Source organism: Pseudomonas sp. NPDC086566, from assembly GCF_050280885.1.
Classification (GTDB): Bacteria; Pseudomonadota; Gammaproteobacteria; order Pseudomonadales; family Pseudomonadaceae; genus Aquipseudomonas; species Aquipseudomonas vlassakiae.
The window spans coordinates 280,690-294,092 of sequence record NZ_JBNNWD010000002.1 but is presented as its reverse complement, the minus strand read 5'-3'; the positions used below and the strand labels follow the sequence as shown (position 1 = coordinate 294,092).

Here is a 13,403-nt window from a genome sequence, read left to right as displayed (position 1 = left end):
GCACTGCGCGAAATGGCAAAAAACAGGCAAAAAAATGCCCGGCGAACCGGGCAAGTTTTACCAGCGTCGCGGTTACAGGTTGTAGCCGCGTTCGTTGTGCTGAGCCAGGTCGAGGCCGACCGACTCTTCTTCTTCGTTGACCCGCAGACCCATCACCACATCCAGCACCTTAAGGATCACGTAGGTGACGATGGCGGTATAGACCACGGTGAAGATTACGCCCTTGGCCTGAACCCAGACCTGGGCACCGATATCGGTGACTGCACCGAAGCCGCCCAGGGCCGGTGCCGCGAACACGCCGGTCAGGATGGCACCGATGATGCCGCCGATGCCATGCACGCCGAAGGCGTCCAGGGAGTCGTCGTAACCCAGCTTGCGCTTGAGGGTGGTGGCGCAGAAGTAGCAGATCACACCGGAGACCAGGCCAATCACCAGTGCGCCCATAGGGCCCACGGTCCCAGCGGCCGGCGTGATGGCGACCAGGCCGGCGACCACACCCGAGGCGATGCCCAGGGCACTGGGTTTGCCGTGGAACACCCACTCGGCGAACATCCAGCCCAGCGCAGCAGCGGCGGTGGCGATCTGCGTCACCAGCATGGCCATGCCCGCAGTGCCGTTGGCGGCGGCGGCGGAACCGGCGTTGAAGCCAAACCAGCCGATCCACAGCATGGCCGCGCCCATCAAGGTGTAGCCCAGGTTGTGCGGAGCCATCGGGGTGGTCGGGTAGCCCTTGCGCTTGCCCATGACCAGGCAGCAGACCAGGCCAGCGATACCGGCGTTGATGTGCACCACGGTGCCGCCAGCGAAGTCGAGCACGCCCCAGTCCCACAGCAGCGCGCCGTCACCACTCCAGACCATGTGCGCGATCGGGGCGTAGACCAGGGTGAACCAGATACCCATGAACACCAGCATCGCCGAGAACTTCATGCGCTCGGCAAAGGCACCGACGATCAGTGCCGGAGTAATGATGGCGAAGGTCATCTGGAACGTGATGAACACTGCCTCAGGGAAAAGTGCAGTGGCCGAAGTCAGGTTGGCCGGCGTGACGCCGCTCAGGAACGCCTTGGAGAAGCCGCCGACGAAAGAATTGAAGTTGAGCACGCCCTTTTCCATACCAGTGGTATCGAAGGCCATGCTGTAGCCATAAATGACCCAGAGAATGCTGATCAGGCCAGTGATGGCAAAGCACTGCATCATCACCGACAGCACGTTCTTGGAACGCACCATGCCGCCGTAGAAAAGGGCCAGACCTGGAATGGTCATGAACAGCACCAGCGCTGTCGAGGTGAGCATCCAGGCGGTGTCGCCGGAGTTCAGCGCTGGGGCAGCTGCTTCCTCTGCCAGGGCAAGCCCGGGCATTACGAGGGACAATAGGGCTCCTAGCCCTGCGATCTTACGCAGAGTCATGTTGTTTTCTCCTGGGGCGTTGGGTTTGGTGAGGCTTTTTCGGCGCTTAGATCGCGTCGGTATCGGTTTCGCCGGTACGGATGCGGATCGCCTGCTCCAGATTCACCACGAAGATCTTGCCGTCACCGATCTTGCCGGTGTTGGCCGCCTTGGTGATGGCTTCGATCACTCGATCAAGGTCCTTGTCGTCGATGGCGACGTCGATCTTCACTTTGGGCAGGAAGTCGACCACGTACTCCGCGCCGCGATACAGCTCGGTGTGGCCCTTCTGCCGGCCGAAACCTTTGACTTCGGTGACGGTAATGCCCTGCACGCCGATTTCCGACAGCGACTCGCGCACGTCGTCCAGCTTGAACGGCTTGATGATGGCTGTGACTAGCTTCATGAAACTCTCTCCCGATTTGGTGGACTTGCCCCAGGAAAACAAACCCGTCTCAAGTCTAAGCGCAGCGGTTGGCTTTGTAACGCGTCGTCGGCATCCGGCTCCGCGTGCGCACTGCCTGGTCACAAAGAACTGCATCAGTGCATGGCTCGTTCAGGTCTTTGCAGAAACCTTGCCAGTTCCGTTAAAGCGGCGGAAAACAGCGAGTTATGTAAGTCAGTCGGGATTGGCCAGTCGCCAGCATGGCAATCATGCACAACATCGGTGCAGGCAGGCCCGGCAAACTGCTCAAAAAGTGTGCAGCGGCCTGCAGTCCAAGATGCAGATCTGCCCGTGCTACACTGCGGGCCATTTCTCAGTTTCAGTGGACAGCCGAACATGCTCGCGCCCAAAGCCCTTCTCGACGCCCTGAGCGACCAGGCCTCGCGCCTGTTCAGCAGCGATACCGCCCAGCCCCGCGCTGAACTGGAAAGCCAGTTCAAAGTGTTGATGCAAGGCGCCTTCAGCAAGCTGGACCTGGTCAGCCGCGAAGAATTCGACAGCCAGATGGTCGTGCTGGCGCGCACCCGCGCCCGGCTCGAAGCCCTGGAGAAACAAGTGGCTGAGCTGGAAGCCCGGCTGGCGCCGGCTGCGCAAGAGTAACAAGCCAAAGCCCTGGGGCTGCGTTACAGCCCCAGCTTCGGATCAGGCCGAAGCCCTGTGCTGCCCGGCGGCCTTGGGCGGTAGCTCGCTGGCATGCAGCGCTCCACGGAACAACGCCGCCCCGCACACGGTGAACAGCGTCTTCACCCGACTGTGCGAATTACGGATCTCGGCCTGTATTTCTTCGATGAGCGGATCGCTCGACTGCAGCGCAACGGCACGATCGACCCATTCGATTGCGGCGAAGCGGCTCTGCTTGCGCGTGCCGCAGCCCTGCATCCAGGCCAGCCCAAGCTCTGCGCAAGCGCGTGCGGCAATCCCCGGATCAGGGTACTCCGCCAGCCCGTGCAGATAACCAACCGCCTCGACACGCTCCCGCGCATCACCGTACTGGCGGAGCAGGATGCCCAGCTGCAACTGCGCCTTGGCGTGGATTTCCGGATCGCCCAGTGCGTCTAGCAGCAGCCGCTTGACCGCCAGCATTGATTTGCGGTCCTCCAGCCCTTTAATGGCGTTCATGCGTTGGCAAGCCAGGTCGAACCTGGCCTGGAGGTGACCAGACTCCGCTGCGCACAGCAGCCAGTGCTCCGCAGCCTTGCCACTGAGGTAATGCGCGGGCGTGTTGTCCAGCCCGCCACGGTGCAGATCGTACAGCGCGATGGCAGCATTCGGCAGTTTAAGCTCCGCAAAGGTTTCATAGAGGAAATACGCGGCCTCATGCAGGCTGGCAGCCCAGAGCAGGCGCGGCACTTCGAGCACATCGAAGCCCTGCCCCTCGCTCCCGCACTGGCGCCTGACCGCCATGCGCAACCACGTGCGAGCCTGCTCGGCAGATTGCCCAAAGCCCCACAGTCCAAACTGGTGCCCTGCCGCCCGCAGCGCACAGGCCGCTGCCTGTCGGCGGTCATCGCACAGCCGCTCGATGACGGTGCGCAGCACCTGCGAATCGTCCTGCGCCTCGTGGAACAGCACCAGGCACACCAGGCTATGGAAAGGCTCGCCAATGGTCGCGACGAAACCATGGTCAGGGCAGAGCGCGACGCTATCGACAAAGTCGCGCATCGCCCCGGCGTAGTCACGCATCGAATAGCGCCTCAGTGCCCCACGCCGGGCCAGCAGCGTGGCACGCTCCTTGGGCCGGAGTTCACGCTGTGCCCATTGGGCAAAGGTAGTTTGCCAAATCGCGATCTGCGGCAGTTGCCTGGCGTGCGGCAGCCAGAATGTCTCTTCCAGCGCCAACCAACGAATCGCATTGCGCTGTGCCTCAGGCCAGCCGTGGCACAGCGGCCCGCTGGCCAGTGCATCGACCGCCTCATCGCTGCCTCCCCAACGTGGGGTCAGGTAAGTCGCATAGGCCTCAACCGCCTCGAAGCAGCCGCTGAACCAAGCCAGCGCATGGCGCAGCCAGTAATCCCGGGCGCTCTCGCCCCGCTCATGCAAGCGCGCGCTCAAGCTGGCAGGCAATACCTGCGGCAGCGCCTGCAAAGGCGTCAGGCCGAATTTGACCAACAGTGGCGCAGCGGCCTCCTGCACCTCCACATCGGCATGCGCGCTAGGCCGATAACGCGCTACCTGGCCATCGAACAGTTCGACCAGCCAGCCTGGCTCGCGCAAGCGCGAACTGATGTGCAGCATGCCGATCACTGCCGCCACAGGTTGTGCGCTAAGCGCCATGGCACGCAGAAAGTGCGCCGCAGCCTTTTCGCAGGCCTGTTCAGTAGCCAGCCAGCGTTCTTCCGACACGTCATGGCAGCCAACCGGCCCACGGATCTGGCAGGCACGGCTGAAGCAGTGAAAACCCATCACCACATGCGGGTGATAAGCCTTGGGGCAGGCGTCGATCCACGCATTGAGGGTTTGCGTCAGGGCCTTGCCGCCCTGTGTGTCCCAATCCAGCAGGTGGCCTTGCACAGCTTCGAGGTAGACCGGGCACTCACCGGGTGGCGCCTGCAGCCATTGCGTCTCGAGCGCATCGAAAAGGCGGTTAAGCTCAGCGTATTCATTGGCCTGCACCCGTTCTCGGAGCTGCTGGCGGATGCGATTGAGGGTTTGCACGGGCAGTACCTTAAGTCCATTTAAGGGTCGCGTTGCCATCCACTGGCAACAACAGTCGCTCTTGAACACTAAGCCATAGCCGGGATCTTCGCAAAGTATTGGATCCAGTCGTGCAACGTTAAGTCGCATTTCTCTTGCGCTCACCTTGCAGATACTCACTAGGCTGTGACAACCCGCAGGAAGCGGCTTTATATCCAGCGACAACGGAGCGTCCATGTCCCTCGCCATCGTCCATAGCCGCGCCCAGGTCGGCGTGCAGGCCCCGGCGGTCAGCGTCGAAACGCACCTGGCCAACGGCCTGCCCAATCTCACCCTGGTCGGCCTGCCCGAAACCACGGTCAAGGAGAGCAAGGACCGTGTGCGCAGCGCGATCGTCAATTCCGGGCTGAATTACCCGCAGCGGCGCATCACCCAGAACCTCGCCCCGGCCGACCTGCCCAAGGATGGCGGGCGTTATGACCTGGCTATCGCCCTGGGTATCCTCGCCGCCGATGGCCAGGTGCCGTTACCAGCGCTGGCCGAACTGGAATGCCTGGGCGAGCTGGCCCTGTCGGGCAAGCTACGCCCGGTGCAGGGCGTGTTGCCAGCAGCACTGGCGGCGCGCGAGGCCGGCCGGGCGCTGGTGGTGCCCCGGGAAAATGCCGAGGAAGCCAGCCTGGCCGGCGGGCTTGTGGTGTATGCGGTAGGGCACCTGCTCGAGTTGGTGGCGCACCTCAACGGGCAGGTGCCACTCGCCCCGTTTGCCGCCAATGGCCTGATCCTTGAGCAACAGCCTTATCCGGACCTCAGTGAGGTCCAGGGCCAGGTCGCGGCCAAGCGGGCACTGCTGTTAGCCGCAGCCGGGGCCCATAACTTGCTGTTCACCGGGCCACCCGGCACGGGCAAGACCCTGCTCGCCAGCCGCCTCCCCGGCCTGCTGCCGCCTCTGGATGAAAATGAGGCGCTGGAGGTCGCGGCGATCCGCTCGGTCAGTGGCCACACGCCGCTGAACAGCTGGCCGCAGCGGCCGTTTCGCCACCCGCACCATTCTGCCTCAGGCCCAGCGCTGGTAGGTGGGAGCAGTCGGCCGCAGCCAGGCGAAATCACCTTGGCGCACCATGGCGTGCTGTTTCTCGACGAGCTGCCGGAGTTCGAAAGACGCGTACTGGAAGTGCTGCGCGAGCCGCTGGAATCGGGCGAGATCGTGATTGCCCGGGCGCGCGACAAGGTGCGCTTCCCGGCGCGCTTCCAACTGGTGGCGGCCATGAACCCTTGCCCTTGCGGCTACCTGGGTGACCCTACCGGGCGCTGCCGCTGCAGCACCGAGCAGATCGCACGGTATCGCAACAAGCTGTCAGGGCCATTGCTGGACCGCATCGACTTGCACCTGACCGTGGCCCGCGAGACCACCACGCTCAGCCACCAGCCAAGCGGGGAAACCAGTGCCGACGTGGCCGCCAAGGTGGCCGAGGCCCGCGAAGTGCAGCAGCGACGTCAAGGCTGCGCCAATGCGTTTCTGGACCTGGACGGGTTGCGCAGCCATTGTCAGCTGGCAGCGGCAGACCAGGCTTGGCTGGAAAGCGCCTGCGAGCGGCTGACGCTTTCTTTACGGGCGGCGCACCGGCTGTTGAAGGTTGCACGTACATTGGCGGATCTGGAAGGTAGCCAGGCGATCCGCCGGGGGCATCTGGCCGAGGCCTTGCAGTACCGGCCGGGGAGCAGTTAGTGCTTTCGGGCTGCTTGGCCGCGTCAAGATCAGGACAACCTGTTTCGACCGATCAATCCGGACACCGAATACAACCCAGGCCCGGTCAACGCCAAACCGCCATAAAGCGCCACCAGCAACCAGGCAAACTGCCCTTGCTCCAGCGACCACTCCGGATGCACCACCACCAGCGCCACCAGCAACACTGCCAGCACCGGCAGGCAAGCCAGCCGTGCCACCACGCCCAGCACCAGCAACACCGGGCACACCACCTCGGCAAACACCGCAAGGCCCAGGGTCAGCGGCGCCCCCAGGCCGAACGGATCTTCGATGCGCTGCAATTCCCCGCTCCAGTCCAGTAGCTTGGGCAACCCGTGGATGGAAAACAGCAGCACGGCAGCCATCACCCGCATGAACAGCAGGCCGCTGGCAGTCAAGGCCGCCGATTGCGGCTCGAGGAAGGGCTTGAGGCGTGGCATGGCAAAGGTCTCGCGGTTCGATCCAGCCAACGAGCATCGCCCGCTTGCCCAACGATTGATTGTTCAGGTGTGCTCATTCACCTGCCAACGCCTCTTCGACCGCCTTGAGCAATACCTCTTCGGAAAACGGCTTGCCCAGACATCCCCGTGCGCCATTATGAAGTGCCGCCTGCAGCGCTCGCTCGTCCCAATGCGCCGACATGCAGATGACTGGCAAAAGCGAACCCCGCCGCACCAGCTCCCGCTGCACGTCCAGCCCGTTAATCCCCGGCATTTTCAGGTCGAGCAGCAAGCAGCCTGCCTCGTGCGCCAGGTTCGAGGCCAGGAACACCTCCCCCGTCGCAAACGCCAGGCACTCGAACCCTGCTGAGCGCAGCAGGTTACCCAGGCTTTTGCGCACCGACGCATCATCATCGACGATGCACACCGCCCTGCTCATGCGCCGGGCCGGGCTTCGATGACGCTGTGCATGGCTACCAGCTCCAGTAGCGAGCGGGATTGCATCTTGTTCATGATGTTTTTCTTGTGCACCTTGGTGGTCACTTCACTGGTGCCGATTTCCCTGGCGATCTGCTTGTGCGACAAACCGCCGACCACCAGCGAGAACACCTGGCGCTCGCGCTGGGTCAGGTGCTGGTACTTTTCCTCGACCTGCCGCGCATGCTGCCATTTGCGCCCCTCGATCACGGCGCGTGCGCGTACCGAATCCAGCAGCACCAGCAACTGGTCTTCGTCGAAGGGCTTGGTCAGGAACTCGACGGCCCCGGCGCGCATGGCCTGGACCGTCATGGGAATGGTGCCGAAGCCGGTCATGAACACGATCGGCCAAGGGAGCGCCAACCGGCGCAACGTAGCCTGAACCTCAAGGCCGGTGGTTTCGGCCAGATGCATATCCAGCAGCAGGCAGGCGCAGGGGCTTTCCAGGCGAGCGTCGAACAACGCTTCGGCGCTGGCGAACAACCGGTGCGGAATATCCCGCGAACCCAGCAGGCGACCGAGTGCCTTGCGTACCGAAGGGTCGTCATCCACCACCAGCACTGGCACGCGCGCAGCGTCGTCGAGCGGTTCGGCGGCATCGGCCACAGCGCACAACGGTGACTGGCCCAGCGCCAGGCAAGGAACCTCGAAGCTGACCTGCGCAGCCAGGCGGTAACCCCGCCGCGGCACGGTCTGAATCAGCCCGCGGTCACCGAAGGCCTTGCGCAACAGCGAAACCTGCACCTGCAGGTTGTTGTCTTCGACCACCGTGCCGGCCCACACCTGGCTGAACAGCTCATCCTTGCCAACCACCCGGCCCTTGGCCTTGATCAGCGTGGCCAGCACCTCGAATGCCCGCCCGCCCAACAGGATCGGCTTGCCATCGAGAAAGGCTTCTCGTCGCTCGAGCGACACCTGGGCGTTGCCTATTCGGATCATGGTTTCCTCTCGCGGGCATGGGCGTTTGCGCAGCCTCGGGCAGCCTAGGTGAGCACACGCATTCAGACAATTATCCCGAGGGATAGGTGGCCTCTTCACTATACAAGCGCCCTCCAGCCCCCAGGTATTGATAACGGACAACAGCGTGCCCGTTCCTGCCAAGCCGCCCGCAGCGCCCATTCTTGAGCGGGCGGCTGCGTATACTCGTGCGCCAGGATGTCGCTAGCAGGGGGTGCTTTATGCTTGATGAACGCCTCGCCAACAGGCCGATCGATTTCGACCAGTCGATCGACGACGGCTGGCTGAATCGCTGCGCCATCACGCAGCTGGGCCAGGACGGTGAACTCAGCTATTTCCGCTTGCACGACCCCGTCACTCGCCAGGCCTGGATCGCCGTGCGCGCCCCGCTCGAGGTCCCCGCAGCCTGCCAGCGCCTGGAGCGCGACTACCGCTTGCAGCTGGACCCGCAGTGGGCGGTCATCCCCTCAGCGTTCGTCCGCTGCGCCGAAGGCCCGTTGCTGGTGTACCCGACCGGCCGCTCCATCGCCGACCTGATCCACGAAGGCCCGGTTGAGCTGCCTCTGTTCTTCGATATCGCGGTAAATGCCGCCAACGCCCTGGCTCAAGCCCACGAGCGCAATGTGCTGCATGGTGCGTTGCAGCCCGAACATGTCTGCCTGCAGGCGAACCAACGGGTGCGGCTGGGCTGTTTTCGTGCCGACAAACCAGAGCTGATCAGCGAACAGGGCAACGCGCTCGGCAACTGGGCCTACCTGGCGCCGGAGCAGATCTGCCCCCATGGCAGCAGCAGCGACCGACGCAGCGACATCTACGCCCTGGGCGCGATTCTCTACCAGCTGCTGCTGGGCGAGCTGCCGTTGGCCGGGCGGGATACCCAGCACTGGCGCCAGCTGCACGCTGGCGTTCAGCCACGCCCGGCCTGTGAGGTCGACAGCCGGGTGCCGCTGCCACTGAGCCGGATCCTGGCCAAGGCCTTGGCAAAGGAACCCGACGCCCGCTACCAGAGCGCCCGGGCCCTGGCCGTTGACCTGGCCCATTGCCAACGGCAGTGGACCGCAAGCAAAACCATCGCCCCCTTCGAGCCCGGCTGCGCCGACCCGGTTTCGCCCAGTCGCGAGCGCTTGTATGGCCGCACTGCCGAACAGAAGCTGATCGCCCTGATGCTCGATACTCAGCGTCGCGACAGCAAGCCCCAGGTGCTGTTCATCAACGGCGCTGCTGGTCTGGGCAAATCCAGCCTGGTCGAGGCCACGCTCAAAGCGCATGCCGAAGGCTACTGGGCTGTCGGCAAGTGCAACAGCCCGGACCTGGCCGTGCCCTATGCGCCCTGGGTAGAGATCCTCGGTTCGCTGACCACCCAGCTGCTGGCGAAGAACAGCCAGGACCTCGACACCCTGCGCCGCGAGATCCTGCAGCGCATCGAAGGCCACAGTCGATTGCTCGGCAAACTGGCTCCCGACCTGCAACTGATCGTGGGCCCACTGCCCGAGTTGCCGGAAAAGCCCACGCGCCTGGCTTTGCAGAAAGAACAGCGGGCAATCGTTGAGTTCCTGCAAGTGTTCAGCTACCCCGGACACCCGCTGGTGCTGTGTTTCGATGGCCTGCAATGGGCTGATAATGGCACACGGCAGTTACTGGCGCAGTTGCTCGCCCAGGCGCCGGACAACCTGCTGCTGATCTTCACCCGACGCATCGATACGCCCACTGCTGGCGCGCCGCTGGCAATCCCCGCAACGCTGCGCACCACCACATTGAACCTGCGCCCACTGGACGTCGGTGCAGTCACCGAACTGATCAGCGAACGCTACCACGTCAGCCCCGACGAGGCGTTGCAGGTTGCCGAACGGGTGCACGACAAGACCGCCGGCAACCCGTTCTTCATCAATCAGATCCTCAGGGCCATGATTGAGGACCGGCTGTTCACTTTCGACACCCAGGCCATGCGCTGGTCGTGGTGCCTGCAAGCCGTAGCCCGGCAACGTTACGCCGACAACGTCGCCGAGCTGATGATCCACCGCCTGGCACGCCTGCCGGCTCCCCAGCGCGATGTGCTGCGGGTCGCCAGCGCGGCAGGCAGCCGCTGCGATGAGCGCCTGCTGCACCTGCTGCTTGCACCACCGGATAAACCGTTGAAAGCCTTGATTGACGCGGGCTTCCTGCTGCCGGGCCAGAAAGGCCTGAGCTTCGCCCATGACCGGGTGATGGAGGCCGCCTATCAACTCACGCCCGCGTGTGATCGCGCTCAACTGCATGCACGCATTGCCCAAGCCATGCTCCAGATTTGGCACAACGACTTGCAGGAGGTGGTCTTCGAGATCGCCAGTCAGCTGCAACGCGCCAGCCCGCGCGGGTTTGCAGCGGATGAACGCGATGTGTTCCTGCAGCTTTTGCGTGAAGCGGCACTGCGCTCGCGCGACAGCGGTGCTTGTGAACAATCGGCAGCTCATCTGCAGGTGTGCGAGCAACTGTTGCTCCACGGTGCATCGCCGCAAAGCCGCGCCACCCATGCCTTTGCTGTCGCCTGCATGGCGGCGGAGTGCGACTTGCAACTGTCGCGCATGGCCGCTGCCAAGGAGCGACTCTTGGAGTGCCTTCAGCGGGCACGCTCGCCGCTGGACCGGGCGCGGGTATGCAAGCTGCAGGCGCGCCTGCACACCTTGCGCGGCGACTACCAGGCCGCCATCACCACCGCCGTCGCCGGCCTCGAGCTTTTGGGCATCAGCCTGGCTCGCGGTGTCGCCCCACAGCAGGTGGAGGCCAGCCATGCGCAGGTAGAGGCCCTGATCGAACAGAAAGGGCGTCATTGCCTGGCGTCGCTACCGCGCACCGACTCGGAAGAAGTGGCAGTTGCCATCGGCCTGCTGGCTACCTTGTCGTCGTCGTTTTTTGTGCAGGACGATATCCGCTTCCTGCATCTGGCCAAGCTCATGGAGCTGTCGTTGTTGCACGGTGTCGCCCCGGGCAGCACCTACGGCCTGGCCTGGTACGGGGTGATGATCGCCGATCGCTTCGGCAACTACCACGACGGCCACGCCTGCTGCCTGGCAGCGCTCAAGCTGATCGAGCGACACGGTTTCGAAACTGATCTCACCAGCGCACTGCTGGCCCTGGATCAGGTCAGCGCCTGGACCTCTCCCATGGAGTTCGCCCGTCGCACGGCGCTGGAGGCCATCGATTCGACCCGCTTGAGCGGCGACCAGGCGATGACCTGCTATGCCTGCAACCACCTGGTTTCCGACTCACTGTTCATGGGCCGCTACCTGCCAGAGGTCGCCGAAGAAGTGCTGCAGGGCCTGGCCACTGTGCGCAGTTTCGGCTACCGCGATATCGAACAGATCCTGCACGCCCAACAAGGGTTCGTCGCCAGCCTGAGCGCAATGCCCGGCACGGCCTCGCCCCTGCACGTCAATTCACCCACCACGCTGTTCTTCCAGCACCTGTTCAACGGTATGTCAGCCTTCTACCTGGGTGATATCGCGCAAGCCATGCGTAGCCTGAGCGCAGCAGGCGACAACGCCTGGGCGGCACCTGCACACATCAACCTGGCAGACTATCACCTGTTCCGCGGCCTGGCCTTGGGCAGCCCGGAGGCCCCCGGCAGCCTTGCCGACAAGCTGGCCGTCCTGCAATCCCTGCGTGAGCGCTTCAGCCGCTGGGCCTGCTTCAACCCGGTGACCTTTCGCAACAAGCTGCTGCTGATCGAAGGGGTGATCGCCAAGCTCGAAGGCGACGGCCTGGCGGCCATTCGCTGCTTCGACCAGGCGCAGATCGCCGCGAGCGCTGCCGGTTTCATCCACGAGCAGGCACTGGCCCATGAACAGCTGGCCGAGGTCTGCATCCCCAGCGGCTTGATCTCCGGCGCCAACCTGCACCTGCGCATCGCCCGCGATTGCTTCCATATGTGGGGTGCGACCGGCAAGGTGCACCAGCTGGAGGCCCTCCACCCGTTCCTGCGCACCCAGCCCGTTCAGCAAACCTACCGCGCCACCCAGCAAGCCAGGCTGGACCTGGAGGCCGGCATCGAGGCGGCGCGGGCGTTGTCCGAAGAAGTGCTGCTCGAGGGCCTGATCGAAACGCTGATGGGGCACCTCACCCAGCATTCCGGCGCCGATCACGGTGCACTGCTGATCGTCAGTGGCGCTGAGTTCCAGATGGCCGCCCTCGCCTATATCGACGATGCCGGTTTGCACGTGAACATGGACAATTGCCAGAAGTTCATGACCCAGGCGCCACGGTCGATCATCAACGCCACCATGCGCACCAAGAAACCGCTGGTACTCAACGACGCCCAGAGCGATTGCCCCGAGGCGTTCCGCCAAGAGCTGCACGCGCGCAATGCCCGCTCGGTGTTGTGCCTGCCGCTGGTGATCCGGGGGGTCCTGATCGGCCTGGTGTACCTGGAAAACCGCCTGGTGCCCAACCTGTTCGGCAGCCAGCGCCTGGCCATGCTGGAGATCCTCGCCGCGCAGGCGGCGGTGTCGCTGCAGACCGCCAAGCTGTACACCCGCCTGGCCGAGGACAACCAGGTGCGTGCGCAAATGGAAGAAGAACTGCGCCGATCACGCGCCGAACTTGCGCGCAGCGCTCACCTGCAGGTGATGAACGAACTTTCGGCGTCCATTGCCCACGAGATCAGCCAACCGCTGCTGGGGATAGCCTCCAACGCCGCGGCCAGCCTGCGTTGGCTCAAGCGCCCAGAACCCAACCTGGAAGAGGCGATGGCTGGCCTGGAAGATATTCGCAACGACAGCGAGCGCGCCGCCAACATCGTCCGTGCACTGCGCTCGCTGGCCAAGCAGGCGCCGATGCAGCTCAAGGCGGTCAAGATCGACGAGCTGATTCGCGAGGTGCTGCGCCTGACCTCGGCCGACGCTGCCAAGCACACGGTCGACGTGCAGACACAATTGCAGGCTGGGGTGAGCGTGATGGCCGACCCGGTGCAATTGCAGCAGCTGGTGTTCAACCTGATCACCAACGCGCTGGAGGCGCTGGCGGGCTATCGCAGTGATGGTGTGCTGCGGATTGCGTCTGTCGTTACCGGGGACGGGATAGAGATCTGCGTGGATGACAACGGGCCCGGCATTGCCGCAGATGAGCGGGCGCGGGTGTTTGATGCATTCCATACCACCAAGCAAGCAGGGCTGGGGATGGGCTTGGCGATCTGCAGTTCGGTGGTGCAGGCCCATGGCGGGCAGTTGCAGGCGTTGGTGTCTGAGTTCGGCGGGTGCCGGATTCGTTTCACCTTGCCGGTGAATAACGTTTAGCCTGTTCCGGCCTCTTCGCGGGTGAACCCGCTCCCACAGGGCCGGAACAGGTT

At 64.0% G+C, this 13,403-nt stretch carries 9 protein-coding genes; 3 read left to right on the top strand and 6 right to left on the bottom strand.

What is annotated here, in order from left to right:
* Positions 1-72: 72 nt before the first annotated feature.
* Positions 73-1,407 (bottom strand): ammonium transporter, encoded by a 1,335-nt coding sequence (locus ACQKPS_RS05560; protein ID WP_254482265.1) that lies wholly within the window; start codon positions 1,405-1,407, stop codon positions 73-75.
* A 46-nt stretch (positions 1,408-1,453) separates the two neighbouring features.
* Positions 1,454-1,792 (bottom strand): P-II family nitrogen regulator, encoded by a 339-nt coding sequence (gene glnK, locus ACQKPS_RS05555; RefSeq protein ID WP_002555808.1) that lies wholly within the window; start codon positions 1,790-1,792, stop codon positions 1,454-1,456.
* A 375-nt stretch (positions 1,793-2,167) separates the two neighbouring features.
* On the opposite strand from glnK, the gene ACQKPS_RS05550 reads away from it, so the two are divergent.
* Positions 2,168-2,431 (top strand): accessory factor UbiK family protein, encoded by a 264-nt coding sequence (locus tag ACQKPS_RS05550; RefSeq protein ID WP_060479960.1) that lies wholly within the window; start codon positions 2,168-2,170, stop codon positions 2,429-2,431.
* A 42-nt stretch (positions 2,432-2,473) separates the two neighbouring features.
* On the opposite strand, the gene ACQKPS_RS05545 is transcribed toward ACQKPS_RS05550, so the two are convergent.
* Positions 2,474-4,486: a DUF4034 domain-containing protein gene (locus ACQKPS_RS05545; protein ID WP_427603090.1), complete on the bottom strand. Its 2,013-nt coding sequence runs from the start codon at positions 4,484-4,486 to the stop codon at positions 2,474-2,476.
* Positions 4,487-4,700: 214 nt separating this feature from the next.
* Here ACQKPS_RS05545 and ACQKPS_RS05540 point away from each other — a divergent pair, with 214 nt between their 5' ends.
* Positions 4,701-6,191: a YifB family Mg chelatase-like AAA ATPase gene (locus tag ACQKPS_RS05540; protein WP_254482267.1), complete on the top strand. Its 1,491-nt coding sequence runs from the start codon at positions 4,701-4,703 to the stop codon at positions 6,189-6,191.
* A 29-nt stretch (positions 6,192-6,220) separates the two neighbouring features.
* Here ACQKPS_RS05540 and ACQKPS_RS05535 read toward each other — a convergent pair whose 3' ends face one another.
* The 3 genes from ACQKPS_RS05535 to ACQKPS_RS05525 all read right to left on the bottom strand — a co-directional run bounded on the left by ACQKPS_RS05535 (position 6,221) and on the right by ACQKPS_RS05525 (position 8,065).
* Positions 6,221-6,649: a DoxX family protein gene (locus tag ACQKPS_RS05535; protein ID WP_254482268.1), complete on the bottom strand. Its 429-nt coding sequence runs from the start codon at positions 6,647-6,649 to the stop codon at positions 6,221-6,223.
* 73 nt (positions 6,650-6,722) lie between these two features.
* Entirely contained in the window at positions 6,723-7,088 is a 366-nt protein-coding gene (locus ACQKPS_RS05530; protein WP_254482269.1) for a response regulator transcription factor, read from the bottom strand.
* A complete protein-coding gene (locus ACQKPS_RS05525) occupies positions 7,085-8,065 on the bottom strand; it encodes a response regulator (RefSeq protein WP_254482270.1) in 981 nt (326 codons plus the stop codon). The genes ACQKPS_RS05530 and ACQKPS_RS05525 overlap by 4 nt, the downstream gene beginning before the upstream one ends.
* Positions 8,066-8,304: 239 nt before the next feature.
* On the opposite strand from ACQKPS_RS05525, the gene ACQKPS_RS05520 reads away from it, so the two are divergent.
* Entirely contained in the window at positions 8,305-13,350 is a 5,046-nt protein-coding gene (locus tag ACQKPS_RS05520) for a trifunctional serine/threonine-protein kinase/ATP-binding protein/sensor histidine kinase (protein ID WP_427603088.1), read from the top strand.
* Positions 13,351-13,403 lie beyond the last annotated feature (53 nt).